The following is a 23,102-nucleotide window of genomic DNA, read 5'->3' on the forward strand; positions in this document are numbered from 1 at the left end:
AAGTCATCTTTTGGAATTAAAATCTGCTTTTAAAACGATTTGTTAAATTGTATTTTAGCATTTGCTTAAATAAACGAATTAACTATATTTGCACTATGGGTAATAATTCTTGTATACGTCAACAAGCAGACATTGAACAAATAAACCGCTGTAAAGACCGGGTTTTAGAGCTTAACGATTCGTTTGATTATTTATCGAATGGGCTTGAATTGGCAGGAAATACCGTAAGACTTAAAATTCTCTTCCTACTTTACGAAGAAAAACGACTTTGTGTTTGCGATATAAGCGACGTTCTTGGAATGACAATCTCGGCAGTTTCACAACATTTACGAAAACTTAAAGACCGTAATCTAGTAGAAACAGACAGGGAGGCCCAAACTATTTTTTATTCATTGACCAAGGAATATGAAAAATTGCTAAAACCGTTTTTTAAAATACTTGATGAAAACAAAGTCATAGAAGCAATATGAAAACAAACAACAAACTTATCGGCGCAGGACTTTTGACTGCAATTGCAGCTTCACTTTGTTGCGTTACACCAGTTTTGGCTCTCATTGCAGGAACAAGCGGACTTGCCTCCACTTTTTCTTGGCTTGAATCTTTCAGACCGTATTTTATCGGTTTGACAATTTTGGTTCTTGGTTTTGCTTGGTATCAAAAGTTAAAGCCTAAAAAGCAAATTGATTGCAATTGTGAAACAGCAGAAAAACCAAAATTCATTCAGTCGAAAACGTTTTTAGGAATTGTAACATCATTTGCAATAGTAATGCTTGCTTTTCCATATTATTCAAGTGTTTTCTACCCAAAGACAGAAAAGCAAATCATAATAGTGGACAAATCCAATATTGAAAAAGTAGAATTTACGATTAGCGGAATGACTTGTGCAAGTTGTGAAGAACACATAAATCACGAAGTGAATAAATTGATAGGGATTGTCAATCTAAAAGCTTCTTATGAAAATGGAAATACAATCGTAGAGTTTGACAACTCGAAAACAAATATTTCTGAAATTGAAAAAGCAATAAACTCAACAGGGTATTCTGTAACCGCGAAAAATTAAAATTAAAATGGAAATCAAATTGCAATCAATAATCACTTGCCCCAACTGCGGACACAAGAAAGAAGAAACAATGCCGACAGATGCTTGCCAATATTTTTACGAATGTGAAAAGTGCAAACATGTTCTTAAACCAAAGCAAGGCGACTGTTGTGTTTATTGTAGTTATGGAAATGTTCCTTGTCCACCTATTCAGCAAAACAAAAAATGTTGCTAACGGGTATAAAACAAAAGAAGGTCGATATAACTAAAGTATTTTTATTTTACTACCTATAAATATTACTATATAAAAGGGGTATAGAAGCTATACCTCTTAGACCCAGCCGAACCCTGCCACTCACCGCCATCCACTACCACTTTTCCAAAGCCAATCTTTATAGTCTTTAAATTCACGCCCGAACATTAAAATTAAAAATAATGCAAGGAGAAGACGATTTAAGAGGTTTAGCCAAAATAATGGCTTTTATGAGAGCAGTTAGTATTCTATTAGTACTGATGCATCTTTATTGGTTTTGTTATGGTTTCTTTATGGAACGTGGCTGGACACTAGAAGTAATCAATAAAATATTAGGGAATTTTGACCGAACAGCCGGTTTGTTTTCGCATACTTTATATACCAAAGTATTTGCAATCGTGTTATTGGCTTTAAGCTGTTTGGGAACCAAAGGCGTGAAGAACGAGAAGATAACCTGGTCAAAGATTTACGTGGCTTTGGGAATTGGTTTTTTGCTTTTCTTTCTGAATACACCACTGTTAAAGTTGTCGCCCATCATTGGCACATTCTTTTATATACTGACTATCGGACTAGGTTATATTGCTTTGCTGATGGCTGGGGTTTGGATAAGCAGGTTATTGAAAAACAACCTGATGGATGATGTTTTCAATATGGAGAACGAAAGTTTTATGCAGGAAACCAAATTGATGGAAAATGAATATTCCGTAAACCTGCCTACTAAATTTTGGTACAATAAAAAGGAACACAAGGGCTGGATCAATATCGTAAATCCTTTCAGAGCAACGATTGTTTTGGGGACTCCGGGTTCTGGTAAATCGTATGCCGTCGTTAACAATTATATCAAGCAACAAATTGAAAAAGGTTTTTCGATGTATATCTACGATTTCAAGTTTGACGACCTTTCTACTATTGCTTATAATCATTTATTGAAACATCAGGATAAGTACGAAATAAAACCAAAGTTCTACGTCATCAACTTTGACGATCCACGCAAGAGCCATCGTTGCAATCCGCTCAATCCAGATTTTATGACTGACATATCCGATGCTTACGAAGCCGCTTACACGATTATGTTGAACCTCAACAGAAGCTGGATACAAAAACAAGGAGATTTCTTTGTCGAATCTCCAATTATTCTTTTAGCGGCTATCATCTGGTTTTTAAAAATTTACGAGAATGGTAAGTATTGCACCTTTCCACACGCCATTGAATTGCTGAATAAAAAGTATTCGGATGTATTTACCATTTTAACTTCGTATCCTGATTTGGAAAACTATCTTTCACCATTTATGGATGCTTGGCAAGGCGGAGCACAAGACCAGTTGCAGGGACAAATTGCATCGGCTAAAATCCCTTTGTCACGAATGATATCACCGCAGTTGTATTGGGTTATGACAGGCGATGATTTTTCATTGGACATCAACAACCCGAACGAGCCGAAGATTTTGTGCGTGGGTAACAATCCCGACCGTCAAAATATCTACTCCGCAGCTTTGGGCTTGTACAACTCCCGAATTGTCAAGCTCATCAATAAGAAAGGACAATTAAAGAGTTCGGTTATTATAGATGAGTTGCCCACGATTTATTTTAGAGGGTTGGACAATCTTATCGCAACGGCGAGAAGTAATAAGGTGGCTGTGTGCTTGGGCTTTCAGGACTTTTCGCAGTTGATACGTGATTACGGCGATAAAGAAGCTAAAGTTATTCAAAACACCGTAGGTAATGTATTCAGTGGACAGGTTGTAGGAGAAACGGCAAAAAGCCTTTCGGAACGTTTTGGAAAAGTATTACAGAAACGTCAAAGTATGACGATAAACCGTAATGATAAATCAACTTCTATTTCTACACAATTAGACAGCCTTATTCCGGCTTCCAAAATTTCAACCTTAACGCAGGGTATGTTTGTCGGTTCTGTATCGGATAATTTTGACGATCGTATCGAACAAAAGATATTTCACGCAGAAATCGTGGTCGATAATGAAAAGGTAGCCGCCGAAACAAAAGCCTATCAAAAGATACCGCAAATCCTATCCTTTGTAGATGAGCAAGGCGAGGATAAAATGAAGCAGGAAATTGAAAGCAATTACCGTCAGATAAAATCAGATATTCTGCATATCGTCGAAAGTGAAATGGAACGGATTAAGAATGACCCGAACTTACAGCATTTGATACAGCAAGAGTAATAAAGGTACAAGTGGAAATTTTTAGTATAGACTAAAAAATATTGGCGATACTTCTTCTTAAATTTAGTATGGAGTGTCGCCAATATTGTTTTGAACAGTATGTAAAACAAATATTCAGAATGAAAAAGGATATTATATAAAATAGTAATTATTCAAAACAATGCAATGCCATTGCATTACTTTTTTACTAACTTTGCAAAAGAATATGAAAGTCTTTTTTTCCATATTGGCAATTTATATGATGGCGGTATTTTTAATGCCTTGTACCGATATGTATGAAAAGGAGAGTTTTCAAAACCATAACCATTCAGAAGAATTAGCCCATAAAGCAAGCCACGACCATCAGGAAAAACCTGATATGTGCAGTCCGTTTTGTTTATGCGGTTGTTGTGGAATGGTGTCGGGCATAGTGCTTCAATGGAATGTATATAACTTAGTTAAGAAGACCTTTGACTTGTCTAAGGCCAAAGTTTACTATAAATCTATCTTTATATCCCTCTATCTGGGAGAAATTTGGCAACCGCCAAAGATTAATGCATAATTTTTAATGTTTAAATGATTACAGCTTAATGCTAACAGCGTTAGCTTGGTTTTTAGGGTATTTATATTCCCTAAAAACATAATCATTATGATTTTATCATTATTTATCCATCATTAATCATCACAAAAAGTGTTAAATAACATTATAAAATTCTCTATAGAGAATAAGTTCATTATAGGATTAATGACCTTATTACTCATCATTTGGGGGGTATGGAGTGCCACGAAAATCCCCATTGATGCCCAACCTGACATTACAAACAATCAGGTTCAGATTATTACCCTGTCACCAACATTAGCAGGACAGGAGGTGGAGCAACTGGTTACATTTCCTGTAGAGCAAAGTATCGTCAATCTTCCCAAAGTAGAAGAAATAAGAAGTGTTTCGAGGTTTGGACTATCTGTTGTAACCGTAGTGTTTCAAGACAATGTCGATATTTATTTTGCAAGACAGTTGGTAAGCCAACAGCTGAAAGAAGCACAAGACCAGATACCTGATGGAGTTGGAACGCCTGAACTTGCTCCTGTCAGTACAGGTCTTGGCGAAGTGTACCAATACATTCTCCATCCCAAACAAGGAAGCGAAGATAAATATTCTGCAATGGATTTACGGACAATGCAGGATTGGATTGTCGCCAGACAACTTTACGGTACTCCGGGAATTGCAGAAGTTAATAGTTTCGGCGGTCTGCTCAAACAATACGAGGTATCCGTTGACCCTAACCGCATCAAAGCGATGGACGTCAGTATCTCCGATATTTTTACTGCACTCGAAAACAACAACCAAAATACCGGAGGCGCTTATATTGATAAGAAACCCAATGCATACTTCATTCGGGGAATTGGTTTAGTCACTTCACTGGAAGATGTAGGTAATATTGTTGTTAAAAATACGGAAAGTGTTCCGGTATTCATCAAAGATGTAGCAAAAGTACAATTTGGTCACGCTACCCGATACGGAGCAATGACCTATAACGGCGAAGTAGATGCTGTGGGAGGTATTGTAATGATGCTCAAGGGAGAAAACACTGCTACGGTCGTAAAAAACATCAAAGAAAAAATACCGGTTATCCAACAATCTCTACCCGATGATGTGGTCATAGAACCTTATTTGGATAGAATGAACCTGGTAGATAGAGCGATAAGTACTGTCGAAAAAAACCTAATTGAAGGTGCATTAATCGTAATATTTGTATTGATTATCTTCTTAGGGAATTTCAGGGCAGGTTTAATCGTCGCATCAGCTATACCGTTATCAATGCTTTTTGCATTGGGAATGATGAGGTTATTTGGCGTAAGTGCCAACCTGATGAGTTTGGGAGCTATTGATTTCGGATTGATAGTGGACGGTTCGCTGATCGTTGTTGAAGCCACAATGCACCATTTGGGCTTACGGAAATCCACTCAAAAACTTACGCAGGCAGAAATGGACGAGGAGGTGTATGAATCTGCAAGAAAAATCCGTACGAGTGCAGCATTTGGAGAAATCATTATCCTCATTGTTTATATTCCTATCCTTACTTTGGTCGGCATAGAAGGAAAAATGTTTACGCCAATGGCGCAGACCGTAAGTTTCGCCATTTTGGGAGCTTTGATTTTGTCCTTTACCTATATCCCGATGATGAGTGCCTTGTGTCTGTCTAAAAAACCGATTACCAAAAGGAATTTTTCAGACAAAATGATGGACTATCTTCAAGGGGTTTATAAGCCTTTGTTAGAAAAAGCCATTCGGATAAAATATGTGATTATTGCGGTTGCCGTCGGACTTTTTACCATTAGTATATTCCTTTTTTCACGGATGGGCGGAGAGTTCCTGCCAACATTGGGCGAGGGCGATTTTGCTTTCCATTGTATTTTGCCGCAAGGAACATCCTTAAGCCAAAGTCTGGAAACCTCTATGCAGGCATCTAAGATAATCAAGGAGTTTGACGAAGTAAAAATGGTTGTAGGAAAAACGGGGGCTGCCGAAGTACCGACAGACCCGATGCCGCCCGAAGCGACCGACCTGATGATTATTCTTAAACCACAGGACGAATGGAAAACAAAGAAATCGTATGACGAACTTTCCAATGAAATGATGGAGAAACTCGAAGTTATTCCCGGTGTATTCTTTGAAGCCAACCAGCCGATACAGATGAGGTTTAATGAACTGATGACGGGTATCAGGCAAGATGTAGCTGTGAAAATATTCGGAGAGAACCTCGACAGTTTGTTGATTTATGCCAATAAAGCCAATGCCATTATTCAAACGGTAGAGGGTGCAACCGCTCCGCAGGTAGAACGGATAGCAGGTCTTCCACAGATTAATATCGAATACGACCGTACCCGAATAGCCAACTATGGCTTGAATGTACAGGAGATAAACGATATTGTCAGTACTGCGTTTGCAGGTAAATCAGCAGGCGTGGTTTATGAAAATGAGCGTAGATTTGATTTGGTGGTACGGCTTGATGAAGAACACCGCAGTTCTATTGAGGATGTGAGCAATCTGTTTATTCCACTTCCAAACGGAGAGCAGGTTCCACTTTCGCAGGTTGCCAACATTGACTATAAATTAGGTCCTGCACAAATCAGCCGTGAAGGAGGAAAACGAAGGATATATGTCGGATTTAATGTACAAGGGCGGGATGTAGCAAGTGTTGTAGAAGAAATTCAGGATAAGTTGGCTGAACAGGTTAAGCTACCGACAGGATATTATTTTACCTATGGCGGTCAGTTTGAGAACCTCCAAAAAGCTACTGACAGATTACTGATTGCAGTACCTATCGCCCTGCTTTTGATTTTTATCTTATTGTACTTCACGTTTCATTCGTTCAAGGAAGCCGTTTTGGTCTATACAGCTATCCCGATGAGTGCCATTGGAGGTGTGTTTGCCCTATTGTTGAGGGATATGCCATTCAGCATATCAGCAGGTGTAGGGTTTATCGCTTTGTTTGGTGTTGCTGTTCTGAACGGGATTGTACTGATTTCCACATTCAACAGATTGGAAAAAGAGGGTTGGAACGAGATTATCCCGAGAATTATCGAGGGGGCTAAAACAAGACTAAGACCCGTATTAATGACAGCGTCGGTAGCAAGTTTAGGTTTCTTACCGATGGCATTGAGTACAAGTGCGGGTGCAGAAGTACAAAAACCGTTGGCAACGGTCGTTATCGGCGGATTGATGTCAGCAACGGCATTGACGTTATTCGTACTGCCTTTACTATACCTCGTATTTATGAGAAATCATAAGCCTACAAAAAATAATAAAATGAAAGCCATAACACCTATATTGTTACTGTTTACGTTCTTAGGCTTTTCTCAAACCAGTAATGCACAAAATCCTGTAAACGTAGATAGAGCTATCGAAATAGCTATGGAAAATAACCCTCAGCTCCGTTCCAAAAAATTGGAGATTCAATCTACCCAAAGTTTGAGTAAGACAGCATATGAGCTACCGAAAACCGATTTAAATTTCCAATATGGGAATACAGATGGATTTGAGTACAATGACGGTTTCCAAATTTCGCAGACTATACCCTTTCCAACACTTTTTGGGGTAAAGAAAAACCTTGTCAAAGAGCAAGTCAAAGGGCAGGAATGGTCAAAGGCTCTGACAGAAAATGAGCTAAGAAAGCAGGTAAGAACATATTATTATCAGTTAGCGTATCTGGAACATAATGCTTCGGTATTGAAGTATTTGGATAGTATTTATGCAGACTTTATCCGTGTGGCGGAGCTGCGTTATAAAACAGGAGATATAGGGCGGATAGAAGTCAGTACGGCTGTTACCAAAAAGGGGGAAATCAATATATTGCTCCAGCAAAATGAGGTCTTCAGGCAAAATGCCTATCAGAATCTTAAAAACCTGATGCAGACAAAGGAAGATTTTGCCATTGAACCCAAATCAGACTATGAACCATTACTTTTGACTTCTTTCATAGACAGTTCAGCTATTGAAAACCACCCAAGCATCCAGCTATTGTATCAGGAGGCTAAAATCGCTGAACAGAACAAGAAGTTGGAACGGGCAAACAGCCTGCCTGATTTTACGTTCGGTTATAATAATATATCGCTGATAGGAATGCACAGTAGAAACGGCGTGGAACAATTTTACGGCAGAGGACAGCGGTTCAGTTTTGTTGATGTAGGCATAACCATTCCACTCTTTACTACGACCAGAGCGAAAATCCGTTCCCTTGATTATCAAAAACAATCATTGGAACTGAATGCCCAATGGCAACAACAGCAGCTAAAAACGGAGTTGGCAAATGCCCTGAAACAATATGAACAGAATGTTTCACAGTTTACCTATTTCAAGGAGCAGGCACTTCCGAATGCTGATGAAATCATCAATGCGGCAAAGTTAGGGTACAGTACCGGAGATATTTCTTATGTGGAGTACCTCTTTGCCTTGCAGACAACAACCGATATTCAGCTTAATTATCTAAAGAGCATACAGCAAATCAATGAGGCTGTAACGCTTATTCATTCATTAATCAGCAAATAATACAAAATATGAAACGTATCATCAATAATATAGTTTTCAGCGTTTTTGTCCTCGTAGCAATCTTTGCTTTGAACGCCTGTACAAATAAACATACGGAGGACGACGGACATAATCACGGTAGCGAAGCAGCAGCAACAACGGACGAACACGAAGAAGAAAACGTTGCGGTACTGACCGATGAACAGATAAAAGCTGTAGGTATCGAAATCGGGATGATTGAACAGAAACAATTGTCCGCAACATTGAAAGCCAACGGTGGATTGAGAGTACCCAACAGCAACAAGGCAAATGCAACTTCAATGTTTGGCGGCGTTATCAAATCCCTCAATGTGGAGATAGGCGATTTCGTAAAAAAAGGTCAGGTCATCGCCACTATTTCCAATCCGGAATTCATACAATTACAGGAAGAATACCTAAGCATCAATAGCAGGATAGAATTTGCAGAGCAGGAAGTTGCAAGACAAAGAGAGCTGAACGAGGGAAATGCAGGTGCAAAGAAAAACCTGCAAAGTGCCACATCTGAATTGAACACGTTGAGAACACGAAAAGCATCGTTACAACAACAAATCCAAATGATGGGCATTAATCCGGCTTCCCTGTCAAATTCCAGCCTTAAATCCTCGTTGGTCGTTACAAGTCCGATAGGCGGTACGGTAAGTAACGTTTTTGCCAAAATCGGAAGCTATGTAGATGTGTCTTCGCCTATTGCCGAAATAATAGAGAACACAGCATTGCACTTGGACTTACAGGTTTATGAAAAAGATATTCCCCTAATCAAAATAGGTCAGAAAATAGATTTTGTCGTAACCAACAACCCCAATAAGACCCATTCTGCCGAAGTTTATAGTATAGGTTCATCTTTTAGCGGAGAGAGCAAAACCATTGCCGTTCACAGCAGAATTACCGGAGATAAAACAGGATTGATTGACGGAATGAGCATAACCGGAAATGTAAGTTTAGATGATGTATTAAGTACGGCTGTACCCAACGAAGCGGTTGTCAATGCAGACGGGAAATATTACATCTTTTTGGTCAAGGAGCAGGAAGAAGAACCGCACGACCATAAAGAAGATGAGGCTCACGACCACGGTTCGGAAAATGGAACTCAATTTACAAGAATGGAGGTCGTTAAAGGTGCTTCTCAATTGGGTTACACGGCGATAACGCCTGTAAATGAAATTCCACACGGTACACATATCGTGATAAAAGGTGCGTTTTTTGTGAATGCAAAAATGAATGATACCGGAGAACACGGTCACGCTCACTAAAATGGTATATAATGAAAAAAAGCATTGAACAAAAGCTGTTGTCAAAGAACACCAATCCGACCAGTATGCGGATATTGGTATATGATTTCTTGGAGCAACAGCAGACAGCGATGTCCTTATCTGAAATCGAAAGTCATTTCTATAAAGCAGACAGGGTTACGATTTACAGGACTTTGAAAACTTTCGAGGAAAAAGGCATTGTACACAGTATTCAGGAGAACACTACCGTTAAGTATATTTTGTGTCACGATGGGTGTGATGAAGAAACACACAAAGATTGGCACTTACATTTCTATTGTAAAATCTGTAAACAGACAACCTGTAAGGAGGATTTTATAATACCGCAGAATGGAAACCAAAATTACCGTATTGACGAAATAAAACTATTTGGTAAAGGTATTTGCGAGAACTGTTTAAAGGAGAGTTTGCAATAGCATTGCAGGCTCTTCCTGTGTATCTTTGTCATAAATATAAATGTGTTATGGATAACTATCTTAAAGAAACAAAAATCCTTGACTACTCAAACGTTTCTATACAAGAGCTATTGGAACAAAGAGGGTGGAAAGATTTGGGCAATGTTTCAAGAGTTAAAGCCATTTACAATTTTGTCAGGGATGAAATAAAATTTGGCTACAATGTTTCGGACGATATACCTGCATCAGAAATATTGCAGGATGGCTATGGACAGTGCAATACCAAAGCGACTTTGCTAATGACGTTATTAAGAGCAACGGGAATACCTAACCGCATTCACGGTTTTACCATTGACAAAGCCTTGCAAAAAGGAGCTATTACGGGTATTTGGTACAAACTTTCGCCTCAAAACATCTTACATAGCTGGGTAGAAGTATGGGTAAATGAACAGTGGTATTTTTTAGAAGGTGTGATTTTGGATAAACCCTATCTCACCAAATTGCAGGAGCAGAACAGCGATTGCAAAACCACATTTTGTGGTTTCGGGGTTTATACCGATAATTTTGAGAACCCACCGATTGAATGGAACCTCAACAATACGTTTATTCAGGATAAGGGCATCAATCAGGACTTTGGCGTTTTTGATACACCCGATGAATTTTATTCTAAGCATCAGCAAAAGCTAAATGCGTTAAAGCGATTTGTTTTTCAGTATATCGTGAGGTATATAATGAATAATAACGTAGAAATAATAAGAAATAAAAGTGTAACGAACCTAAAAAATTAAAGGCTATGACAAATACAGACAAAAATCATAAGCATACGTATGATGCACAAGGCAAAATGACTTGTTGCACGCTGGAAGAAAAAATTTACACCGAAGCAGGTGCAAAAGAGCTGGTAAATGAAAAGCATCAACACGACCACGGCGATGATGAAGGACACGACCACAGCCATAGTGAGAGTAGTCCAATTAAAATGTTTTTGCCGAGTATAATATCATTGGTATTGTTGCTTGCTGCCATAGCATTTGATCATTGGCTTCCACAGCAATGGTTTACGGGTTGGGTAAGGATTATTTGGTATGTGGTTGCGTATGCTCCCGTTGGGTTTCCTGTATTGACAGATGCCGTGAAAAGCATCAGAAAAGGGGAAATCTTTTCAGAGTTCTTTTTAATGGGCATTGCCACCATCGGGGCATTTGCCATTGGCGAATATCCCGAGGGCGTTGCCGTGATGTTGTTTTATGCTGTTGGAGAAGTTTTTCAGACAATGGCGGTTTCCAGAGCCAAAGCAAATATCAAATCATTGCTCGACCAAAGACCTGATGAGGTAACGGTTTTAAGAAACGACCAACCCCTAACTGTAAAGGCGGAAACCGTGAATATCGGCGAAATAATACAATTGAAACCGGGAGAAAAATTAGGTTTGGACGGAGAATTATTGTCTGAAACGGCATCGTTCAACACCTCAGCACTCACAGGCGAAAGCAAACCCGACACCAAAGCCAAAGGCGAAACGGTTTTGGCAGGTATGATAAACCTTAATACCGTTGCACAAGTGCAGGTCACAACCGCATATATGGATAGTAAGTTGAGTAAAATTTTGGAATTGGTACAAAATGCTACTTCACAAAAAGCACCAACGGAATTATTTATCCGCAAGTTTGCGAAAATATATACCCCTATAGTGGTACTGTTAGCGGTCGCTATCTGTGTGCTGCCTTACTTTTTCGTAGCTGATTATGAGTTTAGGGATTGGTTGTACAGGGCTTTGGTATTCTTAGTTATTTCTTGTCCTTGTGCCTTAGTAATCAGTATTCCATTGGGTTATTTCGGTGGCATTGGAGCAGCGAGCAAAAACGGAATACTGTTCAAAGGAAGTAACTTTTTAGATAGCCTTTCCAATATCCAAAATGTGGTAATGGATAAAACGGGTACAATGACAGAGGGTGTTTTCAAGGTTCAAGAAGTGGTATTTGACAAAGCGTTCAATCAAGATGAAATTTTGCAATTGGTCAATGTATTGGAAAGCCACAGTACGCACCCCGTAGCGACAGCTATTCACGAATACGTGGGGGAACTGGATAATACAATCCGCTTAGAAAATACAGAGGAAATTGCTGGACACGGGCTGAAATCAACCGTAAATGGTAAAGACTTGTTGGTTGGAAATTTCAAGCTGATGAACAAGTTTGGAATACAATACGACTTAGATCCGAACAGCATCGTTTATACGACCATTGCCGTTGCTTACGATAACAAATTTGTCGGTTACATTACGATTGCCGACAGTATCAAAGAAGATGCAGAGAAAACCATCCGTTTATTGCATAAACTCAATGTGAAAGCAACTATGCTTAGCGGAGATAAAAGTACAGTGGTAAAGTATGTAGCGGAGCAGTTGGGGATAGATAATGCTTTTGGGGATTTATTGCCCGAAGATAAAGTAAACAGGGTTAAAGAAATTAAAGCCAAGGGCGAAAGCGTTGCTTTCGTCGGCGACGGCGTGAACGATGCTCCCGTTGTGGCGTTGAGCGACGTAGGTATCGCAATGGGCGGTTTGGGAAGCGATGCCACTATTGAAACGGCAGATGTGGTCATACAAGACGATAAGCCGAGCAAAATCCCAATGGCAATCAATATTGGAAAAAAGACAAAGAAAATCGTTTGGCAAAATATCACATTGGCATTTGTGGTAAAAGGAATTGTATTGGTGCTTGGTGCAGGTGGATTGGCTACAATGTGGGAAGCCGTTTTTGCTGATGTGGGCGTGGCGTTATTGGCTATTCTTAATGCGGTACGAATACAGCGGATGAAATTTTAAAGGACGTCAATTTATAAGTATTGAAAAGAAAACAGAAAATACGCAAAAAGAAATATATAAAGGTATTCAACCGAAGCGACTTAATGTCTTTGGACATCAGTGACGACAACCTTGTTGATGTAAGAACCATTTAAGTAGGTTGAAGTATGCTTCTGAAAACCCCGTAACCGGGCGTATGGGTGTATTCAATATGGGACGAAATATCAGTGTTAAATTAATAATGAATTTCTGATTCGATATTATTGAGTGAAAGATTTAAAAGAACGCTAGCAGGAAATGTAACTGACACTATAATGCTCATGGAATAAAAATAAATGGCGGATAAGAGAAACTTATCTGCCATTTATTTCAAAAAAAACGAACCGGTTTGAAAAATACCATTATCTTTGCAATAGTTTTTTTGTTTTTTACATGTTAAAAAGGATAAACATATTAATGATTATATGCTTATTGGGCTTTTTTATAATCCCAATGCAATCCTATGCGTGTAAATCGCATTCCAAAGAAATTGTTATCAAGGAGAAGTCATGTTGCAGTGCCAACAAGCAGCATCATTCAGAAGATCAATGTGAGAAAGACTGCTGTAAGTCTAAGGATGACACGAGCAATGAATGCTCTGGAAATTGTGGACCTACGTCCTGCCACAGCTCTTCTAATAGTTTTTCTGCAACACCCCCATTTTTTAGGAACGCTCAAAATCCTGTTTTTTCTAAAAGTAAAAAATCATACCCTTTATACAAAGAACCCTTTTATTCTACAGGGGAATCTTCCATTTGGCAACCGCCTAAAATAATTTAAATTAGTACTGTATAGCCATAGGTGTGCGAAATCGGTTGATTTTGCACCTATCCGCAATACATGTTTTATTAAAAGCCAGATCTGGCTTTTGATTATTTACCATTTTTAATACTTAATAAGGTTCCAAATGAAATCAATATCAAAAATATTGATGGTAATCACCGTATTACTATCCGCAGCAAACAGCTTTGCGCAAAACCAGAACGAGCAACATCACAACCATGGTGGAACAGCTCAAGCAAAGAATATTCCATCACAAAATTTATCACAATTACATGCCGTATTTGACAAGTATTTTTCCATAAAAGATGCTTTGGTAAACGCAGATGTAAATATAGCATCTTCAAATGCTACTGAATTAGCCACAGTTATTAAAACAGTGGATATGGGTGAACTTTCTCCCAAAGAGCATACCGTATGGATGAAGGTCATGAAGGAACTGTCTTTAAACACAGAAAACATCTCGAAATCGAAAGACGTCGTAAAGCAACGGAGGGCATTTGCCCTACTTTCTAAGAATGTCTATGAATTGGCAAACGCATCAAAGCAAAAAACAACTATGTACTACCAAAACTGCCCGATGTACAACGATGGCAAAGGTGCAACTTGGTTAAGTAAAAGTACGGATATCAAAAACCCGTATTACGGTTCAAAAATGCTGACCTGCGGTAGTACTATTGAAAAATTAAATTAGTCAGCCATTATGAGATGTCTATTGATTGGGATCGTTACTTCTATTGTAGTCATATTTAGTTCATGCAACAATAACCCTACACTAAAGGTGCAAGACAATACATATACTTCAAAAAGCTCAAATACAAATACCCGTGACCACAATGCCTTTGAAATGGGCGATGTAGTTCCGTCGGAAGAGGTATGCATGGTCAACAATGAATACATGGGCAAAAAACAATTTGAGGTAAATTTTGAAGGAAAAATATATTACGGATGTTGCCAGATGTGTAAAGAACGTATTCCAAAAGATCCTTCTACACGCGTTGCCATAGATCCATTTTCCAAAAAGCAGATAGATAAAGCGACTGCTATAATAGCAATTACCGGCAACAACGGGGAAGTATCATATTTTGAAAATAATACTACATATACAAATTACATAAATCAATTTTAATTATTAAAAACAGAAATCATGACAATGAAACATTTATTTGTAGGCTTACTAGCCTCATCCGTATTGACCTTGGCAGCATGCAATGGCGCTTCTGAAAAAAAATCAGAAAGCGACGTCCATACTGAAACAACGGTATCCAACGAAAGCAACGCTGCAAGCGACCAGGGAACTTTTTCGGAACTTTTTTCCCATTACCAGCACCTGACTTTTGCTTTGTCTTCCGATAATGATAAAGAAGCCGCAAATGCAGCTAAAGGCATGCTGGAAGCACTCCCCAAGATTAATACCGAGGGCTTTAGTGCAGAACAGAAAAGCACCTTCGATGACATCGCTGCTGATATTCAGGAACATTCGGAGCACATAGGTGATAACATAGGCAATATCGCTCATCAAAGAGAACATTTAGTGATCTTGAGCAAGGATTTTTATGATATAACAAAAGAATTCGGCACCGAAAAGCCCATGTACAAGATTTTTTGCTCGATGTACGATGACAACAAAGGAGCATATTGGTTAAGCGATAGCAAAGAGGTCAAAAACCCTTACTATGGTGAAGATATGCTAACATGTGGTGAAGTTCAGGAAGAACTGAAGTAAAAACGCTGATTAAGATTTGAAATTCAAATATCAGGTACCGGTCGATTTCTGTAGGCTGGTATCTGATATTAAAATGTAAACAATGTATATGTTATGCTTAAAAAAATTATCAAATATTTTTTGGAGAACCGAGTAATAACACTGTTATTACTTGTGGTTGTCCTTATATGGGGGCTGATTACAGCGCCCTTTAATTGGCATCAAAATGCGTTGCCGAGCGATCCTGTGCCGGTCGATGCGATTCCGAACATTGGGGAGAACCAGCAAATTGTTGCGACCGAATGGATGGGGAGGTCTCCCAAAGATATACAGGAGCAGATTACCTATCCACTCACGACCTCCTTACTGGGCATCCCCGGCGTAAAAACAATCCGGAGCAGTTCGATGTTCGGCATGTCCTTCCTCTATGTCATTTTTGAAGAGGATGTTGAGTTTTATTGGAGCCGTTCCCGTATTCTGGAAAAACTGAATTCATTGCCTGCCGGCACATTACCATCCGATGTAACGCCCACGCTCGGGCCGGATGCCACTGCTTTGGGGCAGGTCTTTTGGTATACACTGGAGGGACGCAATCCCGAAACCGGAAAACCTACAGGAGGCTGGGACCCCGATGAGCTGCGCACGATTCAGGATTTCTATGCCAAATATAATTTGGCAGCATCGGAAGGGGTTTCCGAAGTGGCTTCCATCGGAGGTTTCGTAAAAGAATACCAAGTCGATATCAATCCAGATGCGATGCGCGCATACAATGTATCCGTAATGGATATCATGTCGGCTATCCAAAACAGCAACCTGGATATCGGTGCAGAGACGATCGAAATAAACAAAGCGGAATATCTGGTGCGTGGATTGGGCTACCTTAAAAGTGTCCAGGATCTTGAAGATGCCGTAGTGGCTGTGCGCAATAATGTTCCCGTAAAGATAAAAGACGTTGGGTTTGTCAATTTGGGACCCTCCACACGACGCGGTGGATTGGATAAGGAAGGCGTGGAAGCAGTTGGCGGTGTAGTAGTTGCCCGGCATGGAACCAACCCCATGGAAGTCATCAATAATGTCAAGGCGAAGATCAAAGAAATGGAGGCAGGTTTCCCTCAAAAAACATTAGAGGATGGGACTATTTCAAAAGTCACCGTCGTTCCGTTTTATGACCGCTCGGGTTTAATCCAGGAAACCATCGGGACGCTGGAAAATGCTTTAGCACACGAAATCCTGATCTGTATTATCGTTGTGATCGTGCTGGTGATCAACCTGCGAGCATCGATTCTTATATCCAGTATCTTGCCCATTGGCGTACTGGCGACCTTCATAATCATGAAACAAATGGGGGTCGAGGCGAATATCGTTGCCCTTTCGGGAATCGCCATTGCCATTGGGGTCATGGTGGATGTGGGGATTGTCTTTATCGAAAGCATACTACGCCATATGGATGAAGAAAAAGCCAAGGGTGTTGAGAGTCGGGGGAAAGCCTTTGTAAACTTGATTTCCACCGCTGTTGCGGAAGTGTCGGGTGCTTTGTCAACGGCGATGCTCACCACGATCATCAGCTTTTTACCTGTTTTTATGATGGAAGCACAAGAAGGTAAGTTGTTCGGTCCCTTGGCATACACCAAAACCTTTGCTTTGGTTTCAGCCTTTGTGTTAGGCATTATTATCTTGCCAACACTGGCTTATTATATATTTTCAATCCGTATCAATGGGAGTAAAGTTCGCCGGATAGCCAACTACGTTTTGGTAGTTGCCGGTATCGCTCTTTGGATCTATACAGGTGTTTTTGTCGCGTTCGCATTGACTTTGATCGGAGTCAACAACCTGTTTACACCAAGATGGAAAGGAGAAAAAATTGCCAACTACGTTAATGTTGCTATCACACTTTTTGTAGCGATGTATTACCTGACGGTTGAGTGGCTGCCACTCGGCACGCAGGCAAGCACCACACTTAACTTTGTGTTCGTATTCTTTGCCATTGGTTCCATCCTGGGAATGTTATGGGCATTGGTGATCTATTATGAACAGATTCTTCGATGGTCACTTTCCAACCGGTGGAAATTCATGGCCATCCCTATCATTACTTTATTATTCGGAATGTTAGCATGGATGGGCGTAGAGAAGAGTTTTGGTTTTGTTGCAAATGGCTTCGAAAAGACAGGTTGGAAATCATTTCGGGAGACTGCCTTCTGGCAAAAATCCACCGAAACATTTCCCGGTATCGGGGAGGAATTTATGCCAAGCCTCAATGAAGGTTCTTTCCTTTTGATGCCCACCAGTATGCCGCATACTGGGATTGAACAAAACCTGCAATTGATCAGAACACTTGATAAACGTATTCAAAACATACCGGAAGTCGAACTTATCGTAGGAAAATGGGGCCGTGTGAATTCTGCACTTGATCCGGCTCCTACACAGATGTTTGAAAATACGATCAATTATATCCCGGAATTTTATCTGGATGAAGACGGGCATCGTGAAAGGTTCAAGGTAAACAGTTCCGGAGAATTCGTGTTGAAAGGTGACAAGACCTATGCTGTTTCCGATGGTTTCCGTTCCATACCACGGGACAGTCTGATTGAAGATAAAAGCGGAAAATTTTTCCGCAGATGGCGTCCTGAAATTAAAAAGGCCGACGATATATGGCAAGAGATCGTCAATGTTTCCCATCTGCCCGGATTGACTTCCGCTCCTAAGTTGCAACCGATAGAAGCGAGAATGGTAATGCTTTCTACGGGAATGAGGGCTCCGATGGGGCTAAAGGTTTCGGGTCCGGATCTGGAGTCGATTGAAATCGGTGGCAAGGCCTTGGAAGCAGCCTTAAAGGATGTTCCATCTGTTATGCCATCGACCGTTTTCTACGACAGGGCTGTTGGCGCACCCTATATCGAAATCCATCTGAACCGGGATAGAATGGCCAGATACGGTATTACCGTTGCCGAGCTTCAGGAAGTAATCAGTGCGGCAGTCGGCGGTATGACGTTGACCACTACAGTCGAAGGCCGGGAACGGTTTCCCGTTCGCCTGCGCTACCCACGAGAATTACGGGATGACCCGGATGCGTTGCGAAAAATAATCATTCCGACAGCTACAGGAGCTCAGATTCCATTGGGGGATGTGGTGGATGTTGAATATGCCAAGGGCGCTCAGATGATCCAAAGTGAAAATACCTTTTTGTTGGGTTATGTAATCTTTGATAAAAAAAGTGGCATAGCGGAAGTCGACGTAGTATACGAAGCGGATCAACTCCTAAAGGAAAAAATAGCGTCTGGAGAACTGGATTTACCCAACGGGGTGACGTATAAGTTTGCCGGAAATTATGAACAGCAAGAACGTGCCGCAAAAAGGCTAATGCTTATTATACCACTGAGTTTGTTAGCCATTTTAGTAATTCTCTACTTTCAGTTCCGAACGGTTACAGCATCGTTAATTCATTTTTCCGGTGTTTTTGTAGCTCTTGCAGGAGGTTTTATTTTGTTGTGGCTTTACGGACAGCCTTGGTTTATGGATTTCTCTGTCGGAGGGACAAATATGAGGGATCTGTTCCAGATGCACAGCATCAATCTCAGCATTGCCGTTTGGGTAGGATTTATCGCCCTGTTCGGACTGGCGACGAGTGATGGTGTATTAATGGGAACATACATCCACGATACATTTGAAGCACGGAACCCCAGAACAAAAGATGAAATACGGGAAGCAGTCATATACGCAGGCTTAAAGCGTGTCAGACCGGCAGCGATGACCACTGCTACAGCACTGATCGCCTTACTGCCTGTCCTGACCTCTACCGGTAAAGGTGCGGAAATCATGGTACCAATGGCCATCCCGACTTTCGGCGGCATGCTGATCCAATCCATGACCATGTTTGTGGTTCCAGTATTCCAGTGCTGGTGGAGGGAATCTGCCACTAAAAAAGAAAATAGAAAAAATAATAAAAATATAGCGAATGAAAACGAATAAGATAAATCGGTATATAACCGTGGCTGTATTAACAAGCTTAAGCATTTTTTCGCAAGCTTTAGCCCAAGACTACCCCACCGATTCGCTGTCCTATTATATACAAGTCGCAATCGAAAATAATCCGGGTGTAAAATCACAAAAGTATGCGCATGAGGCATACCTTGAAAAAATTCCGCAAGCCGGAGCATACCAAGACCCCGAATTGTCCATGGAAGCATATACGATGCCTATGGAAATTATAGGAGGGCGTTCTATTGGAAATGTGAGCTTGATGCAAATGTTTCCATGGTTCGGCACGAGAAAAGCAGCTCGCACAGAGGCTACACATATGGCCAATATGCAAGATCAACAGTATCGGGAAGCCATAAATAATCTGATCCTTCAGGTCAGCACACAGTGGTACACGATGCAAAAATTGAACGAGCAACTCAAGAATAATCAGGAAAACCAAGTGTTTCTAAAACAATTGGAACAATTGGCAATACGGAAATTCTCTGCGCCCTCAAGCACCTCACAATCAAGTGTAGCACCCGTCGTAAGCAGTAATACGCCTTCCTCACCAACCAGATCTAGTGCTTCATCGGGTATGGGAGGGATGAGTATGGGAGGAGGCAATTCAGCTCCTGCTACTAATCAGAATATGAGTATGCCGTCCGGTGGTGGCATGGGAGCAATGGAAGGTGGCTCCGGATCGGGTATGTCAGAGGTGCTTCGTATCCAATTGGAAATTGTCGAAATTGAAAATAACATTGAAAGTTTACATGCTCAGATTAAAGCCGAAAAAGCAAAATTCAATGCATTGTTGAATCGGGAAGCAACTGAAAAGGTCATGCTGGGACAAGAGATCCACAAGCTGAATTTTTTATATAGCGAGGAAGAGGCACTAAGGGTTATTGAGGCAAACAACCCCATGCTTGAAATGATTGCCGAAGAAGGCTTGGCATTTAAGGCAAAAGCGGAAATGGATCGGAAAATGAGTTATCCCATGATTGGTATCGGTGTGGAATACATGGTTGTGGGAAGGACGAATAATTCAATGCTGGCCATGGACGGGATGAACGGTAAGGATATGGTCATGCCTATGGTTTCAGTGAGCCTGCCACTCTTCCGTAAAAAATACAATGCCCAGCAAAACGAAAGCAGGCTATGGCGAAAATCAAGCGAAGAGAACTTTAAAAACACCTTCAACACTTTGAAAAGCGAGTTTTACAGTCTCAAAAGCCAACTGGATGATGCTCAGCGTGCCATCGAGCTGTACGAAAAACAAACTACGCTCGCCCAAACGACATATAACCTGATCGTAAAAGAGTTCGTTACAGGCAAAAGTGACTTGACCAACGTTATTCAGGTGCAGCGGCAATTATTGGATTATCAGCTTAGGAAAGCTGAGGCCCTTGCCAACTATAATACGATGGTTGTGTCAATAAAAAAATTATTAGCAGACCATAAATAATGCAATTATTTTGAAATTCTTAGCAATGAATAAACTGAAAAATATTTTTAGAAATAAGGCGGTAACTTACGGGGTTATATTATTGTCCGGACTACTGCTTGGCTGGGCGATATTTGGCGGGAATTCGTCCCATGATCACAGCCATGACCTTGAAATGGAAGTGACCGAGGACGGGGAAACAGTATGGACTTGCTCCATGCACCCCCAGATCAGAATGGATAAACCGGGGAAATGCCCGATATGTGCAATGGATCTAATTCCCTTGAAATCATCCGGGGGAGGTGATGATGTAATTGACGATGACGCCATCCAGATGTCAGAAGAAGCCATAGCATTGGCGAATATCCAGACTTCGATTGTCGGCCACCAAGACGCTGTTAAAGATGTCCAACTGTATGGGACTATTCAGGTGGACGAACGTTTACAACAATCCCAAACATCGCATGTCAATGGCCGTATTGAAAATCTTTACGTAACCTTTACTGGCGAGTCGGTAAGAGAAGGACAACTGATAGCCAAAATCTATTCGCCTGATTTATTGACGGCGCAGCAAGAATTGCTCGAAGCTGCAAAATTGCAGGATATGCAGCCCCTCCTATTGGATGCCGCGAAAGAGAAGCTGAGTTTATGGAAGGTGTCAGAGGATCAGATAAGCAAAATATTGACATCCAACGAAGTTTCACCCTACGTCAATATATATGCGAATACAAGTGGTGTTGTCATAGCAAAAAATGTAAACCCGGGCGATTATATCGGCCAAGGGAGCGTCTTGTACACCATTTCAAACCTTTCCAAGTTATGGGCGGTTTTTGATGCGTATGAAACAGATCTGCCATTTCTAAAGGTGGGAGATCAGCTGGAATATACATTACGGAGTTTGCCCGGAAAAGTCTATAATGGGCGGATTGCCTTTATTAACCCTATCCTTGATGCCAATTCAAGAACAGCAAAAATCAGGGTCGAAGCCGATAACCGGGATCGCAATCTCAAACCTGAAATGTATGCAACAGCAAGGATCACTGCTCCTTTAAAGGGCTACAACGATGAGTTGGTCATTCCCAAGTCGGCGGTTTTATGGACAGGGAAGCGCTCCATAGTTTACGTAAAACAGCCAAATACATCCACGCCTGCTTTTAAACTTCGGGAGATCGTCTTGGGCCCCTCATTGGGCGACCAATATGTTGTTATGTCGGGGCTGGAAAATGGCGAGGAAATCGTGACCAAGGGAGCTTTCACCGTTGATGCAAGTGCCCAGCTGGAAGGTAAAATCAGTATGATGAATAACGATGGCGCAGCATCGGCTGCCGGACATCAGCATGGCGATGCTCAAACCAATGTCAATAAGACCCATGATATGTTGAAAGTATCAGGAAATTGTGAAATGTGCAAAAGCCGGATTGAGAAAGCGGCCAAAAGTGTCAAGGGGGTGATTTCCGCAAACTGGGATGTTAATGCCAAAGTTATCCATTTGGATTTCGATTCAAAAGTAACCTCAAAAAGTGCCATAAGCAAAGCTATTGCTAATGTTGGTCACGATACAGAGCTGGACAAGGCTCCCAAGGCGGTTTATGACGACTTACCGAGTTGCTGTCTCTATGACCGGGGATAATGGTACTTGATTAATATTAGATCATGAAAAAAAACGGAAAACGAACGAAAGCATACAAAGTAATTTTAACAGTTCTGTTAAGTGTGTTTGTGTTAATGCAATTTATAACCCTCCAAAGGAACCTATCCCCGGTTCCTGCGGGCCAGGTTTTTGTTGATTCATTTAAGGTCGATGCAAAAGTTAATGCAATCCTGTCGGTATCATGCTATGACTGCCATAGCAATAATACCCAATACCCTTGGTACACTAATGTTCAGCCTTTGGGTTGGTTCATGGCAGATCATATAACCGAAGGAAAAGAGAAATTGAACTTTGATGATTTGCCAAATTACAGCCCGAGAAGGATAAACTCAAAGTTTAGCCAGATTATTGAGCAAATCGAGAAAGGTAAAATGCCGTTGAGTTCATATACGTGGATGCATGGGGGTGCTCGTCTAAGCATGGAAGATAAGAAGCTGTTAGTTGAATACTTTAACTCGTTGATGGATAATGAATAAGTTTAGAGTGTTAATAGTACAGACGGTTCCTTCGGAAATAGACTCAAAACGTAAATTTTAAT

Annotated in this window: 17 protein-coding genes; all 17 read left to right on the top strand. The window is 40.7% G+C overall.

Translation table 11 applies throughout. From position 1 onward, the window contains the following. The first annotated feature begins 95 nt into the window (after positions 1 to 95). The 17 genes from ACP6L2_RS10820 to ACP6L2_RS10900 all read left to right on the top strand — a co-directional run bounded on the left by ACP6L2_RS10820 (position 96) and on the right by ACP6L2_RS10900 (position 23,040). Positions 96 to 470 (top strand): ArsR/SmtB family transcription factor, encoded by a 375-nt coding sequence (locus ACP6L2_RS10820; protein ID WP_002993197.1) that lies wholly within the window; start codon positions 96 to 98, stop codon positions 468 to 470. Then, the gene (gene merTP / locus ACP6L2_RS10825) at positions 467 to 1,060 is read left to right on the top strand and encodes a mercuric transport protein MerTP (protein ID WP_002993200.1); all 594 of its coding nucleotides are present in this window, start codon (positions 467 to 469) and stop codon (positions 1,058 to 1,060) included. Before ACP6L2_RS10820 ends, merTP begins: the two co-directional genes overlap by 4 nt. Positions 1,061 to 1,067: 7 nt before the next feature. Further along, entirely contained in the window at positions 1,068 to 1,274 is a 207-nt protein-coding gene (locus ACP6L2_RS10830) for a GDCCVxC domain-containing (seleno)protein (protein WP_002993202.1), read from the top strand. Between the two features lie 200 nt (positions 1,275 to 1,474). After that, positions 1,475 to 3,475, top strand: coding sequence for a conjugal transfer protein MobC (gene mobC / locus ACP6L2_RS10835; protein ID WP_094258244.1), 2,001 nt, complete (start codon positions 1,475 to 1,477; stop codon positions 3,473 to 3,475). A 205-nt stretch (positions 3,476 to 3,680) separates the two neighbouring features. Next, entirely contained in the window at positions 3,681 to 4,016 is a 336-nt protein-coding gene (locus ACP6L2_RS10840; protein ID WP_209023052.1) for a DUF6660 family protein, read from the top strand. A 183-nt stretch (positions 4,017 to 4,199) separates the two neighbouring features. After that, entirely contained in the window at positions 4,200 to 8,504 is a 4,305-nt protein-coding gene (locus tag ACP6L2_RS10845) for a CusA/CzcA family heavy metal efflux RND transporter (protein ID WP_237235625.1), read from the top strand. Between the two features lie 68 nt (positions 8,505 to 8,572). Beyond that, positions 8,573 to 9,772 carry an efflux RND transporter periplasmic adaptor subunit gene (locus ACP6L2_RS10850; RefSeq protein ID WP_440509208.1) on the top strand — a complete coding sequence of 400 codons (1,200 nt, stop codon included), beginning with the start codon at positions 8,573 to 8,575 and terminating at the stop codon, positions 9,770 to 9,772. Positions 9,773 to 9,783: 11 nt separating this feature from the next. Further along, positions 9,784 to 10,206 (top strand): Fur family transcriptional regulator, encoded by a 423-nt coding sequence (locus ACP6L2_RS10855; protein ID WP_094258248.1) that lies wholly within the window; start codon positions 9,784 to 9,786, stop codon positions 10,204 to 10,206. Further along, on the top strand, positions 10,173 to 10,973 hold the full coding sequence (locus tag ACP6L2_RS10860; RefSeq protein ID WP_237219449.1) for a transglutaminase-like domain-containing protein: 801 nt from the start codon (positions 10,173 to 10,175) through the stop codon (positions 10,971 to 10,973). The genes ACP6L2_RS10855 and ACP6L2_RS10860 overlap by 34 nt, the downstream gene beginning before the upstream one ends. A 5-nt stretch (positions 10,974 to 10,978) precedes the next feature. After that, on the top strand, positions 10,979 to 13,012 hold the full coding sequence (locus tag ACP6L2_RS10865; protein WP_094258249.1) for a heavy metal translocating P-type ATPase: 2,034 nt from the start codon (positions 10,979 to 10,981) through the stop codon (positions 13,010 to 13,012). A gap of 925 nt (positions 13,013 to 13,937) precedes the next feature. Continuing rightward, a complete protein-coding gene (locus ACP6L2_RS10870; protein ID WP_232046363.1) occupies positions 13,938 to 14,504 on the top strand; it encodes a DUF3347 domain-containing protein in 567 nt (188 codons plus the stop codon). Positions 14,505 to 14,513: 9 nt separating this feature from the next. After that, on the top strand, positions 14,514 to 14,939 hold the full coding sequence (locus ACP6L2_RS10875) for a hypothetical protein (RefSeq protein ID WP_002993214.1): 426 nt from the start codon (positions 14,514 to 14,516) through the stop codon (positions 14,937 to 14,939). Positions 14,940 to 14,963: 24 nt separating this feature from the next. Further along, positions 14,964 to 15,536, top strand: coding sequence for a DUF3347 domain-containing protein (locus ACP6L2_RS10880; RefSeq protein WP_227694340.1), 573 nt, complete (start codon positions 14,964 to 14,966; stop codon positions 15,534 to 15,536). A gap of 93 nt (positions 15,537 to 15,629) precedes the next feature. Further along, positions 15,630 to 19,481: an efflux RND transporter permease subunit gene (locus ACP6L2_RS10885; RefSeq protein ID WP_002993216.1), complete on the top strand. Its 3,852-nt coding sequence runs from the start codon at positions 15,630 to 15,632 to the stop codon at positions 19,479 to 19,481. Then, on the top strand, positions 19,468 to 20,934 hold the full coding sequence (locus ACP6L2_RS10890; protein ID WP_002993217.1) for a TolC family protein: 1,467 nt from the start codon (positions 19,468 to 19,470) through the stop codon (positions 20,932 to 20,934). The genes ACP6L2_RS10885 and ACP6L2_RS10890 overlap by 14 nt, the downstream gene beginning before the upstream one ends. 25 nt (positions 20,935 to 20,959) lie before the next feature. Beyond that, entirely contained in the window at positions 20,960 to 22,543 is a 1,584-nt protein-coding gene (locus tag ACP6L2_RS10895; protein WP_002993218.1) for an efflux RND transporter periplasmic adaptor subunit, read from the top strand. Between the two features lie 23 nt (positions 22,544 to 22,566). After that, on the top strand, positions 22,567 to 23,040 hold the full coding sequence (locus ACP6L2_RS10900; protein WP_440509213.1) for a heme-binding domain-containing protein: 474 nt from the start codon (positions 22,567 to 22,569) through the stop codon (positions 23,038 to 23,040). Positions 23,041 to 23,102 lie beyond the last annotated feature (62 nt).

Source organism: Sphingobacterium lactis (assembly GCF_051951495.1).
GTDB lineage: Bacteria > Bacteroidota > Bacteroidia > Sphingobacteriales > Sphingobacteriaceae > Sphingobacterium > Sphingobacterium lactis_A.

What these genes read in the sequence shown, in the direction of transcription:
- ACP6L2_RS10820 (WP_002993197.1), top strand. Translation starts at nt 96, where the DNA reads ATGGGTAATAATTCTTGTATACGTCAACAAGCAGACATTGAACAAATA.
- merTP (WP_002993200.1), top strand. Translation starts at nt 467, where the DNA reads ATGAAAACAAACAACAAACTTATCGGCGCAGGACTTTTGACTGCAATT.
- ACP6L2_RS10830 (WP_002993202.1), top strand. Translation starts at nt 1,068, where the DNA reads ATGGAAATCAAATTGCAATCAATAATCACTTGCCCCAACTGCGGACAC.
- mobC (WP_094258244.1), top strand. Translation starts at nt 1,475, where the DNA reads ATGCAAGGAGAAGACGATTTAAGAGGTTTAGCCAAAATAATGGCTTTT.
- ACP6L2_RS10840 (WP_209023052.1), top strand. Translation starts at nt 3,681, where the DNA reads ATGAAAGTCTTTTTTTCCATATTGGCAATTTATATGATGGCGGTATTT.
- ACP6L2_RS10845 (WP_237235625.1), top strand. Translation starts at nt 4,200, where the DNA reads ATGACCTTATTACTCATCATTTGGGGGGTATGGAGTGCCACGAAAATC.
- ACP6L2_RS10855 (WP_094258248.1), top strand. Translation starts at nt 9,784, where the DNA reads ATGAAAAAAAGCATTGAACAAAAGCTGTTGTCAAAGAACACCAATCCG.
- ACP6L2_RS10865 (WP_094258249.1), top strand. Translation starts at nt 10,979, where the DNA reads ATGACAAATACAGACAAAAATCATAAGCATACGTATGATGCACAAGGC.
- ACP6L2_RS10870 (WP_232046363.1), top strand. Translation starts at nt 13,938, where the DNA reads ATGAAATCAATATCAAAAATATTGATGGTAATCACCGTATTACTATCC.
- ACP6L2_RS10875 (WP_002993214.1), top strand. Translation starts at nt 14,514, where the DNA reads ATGAGATGTCTATTGATTGGGATCGTTACTTCTATTGTAGTCATATTT.
- ACP6L2_RS10880 (WP_227694340.1), top strand. Translation starts at nt 14,964, where the DNA reads ATGAAACATTTATTTGTAGGCTTACTAGCCTCATCCGTATTGACCTTG.
- ACP6L2_RS10885 (WP_002993216.1), top strand. Translation starts at nt 15,630, where the DNA reads ATGCTTAAAAAAATTATCAAATATTTTTTGGAGAACCGAGTAATAACA.
- ACP6L2_RS10890 (WP_002993217.1), top strand. Translation starts at nt 19,468, where the DNA reads ATGAAAACGAATAAGATAAATCGGTATATAACCGTGGCTGTATTAACA.
- ACP6L2_RS10895 (WP_002993218.1), top strand. Translation starts at nt 20,960, where the DNA reads ATGAATAAACTGAAAAATATTTTTAGAAATAAGGCGGTAACTTACGGG.
- ACP6L2_RS10900 (WP_440509213.1), top strand. Translation starts at nt 22,567, where the DNA reads ATGAAAAAAAACGGAAAACGAACGAAAGCATACAAAGTAATTTTAACA.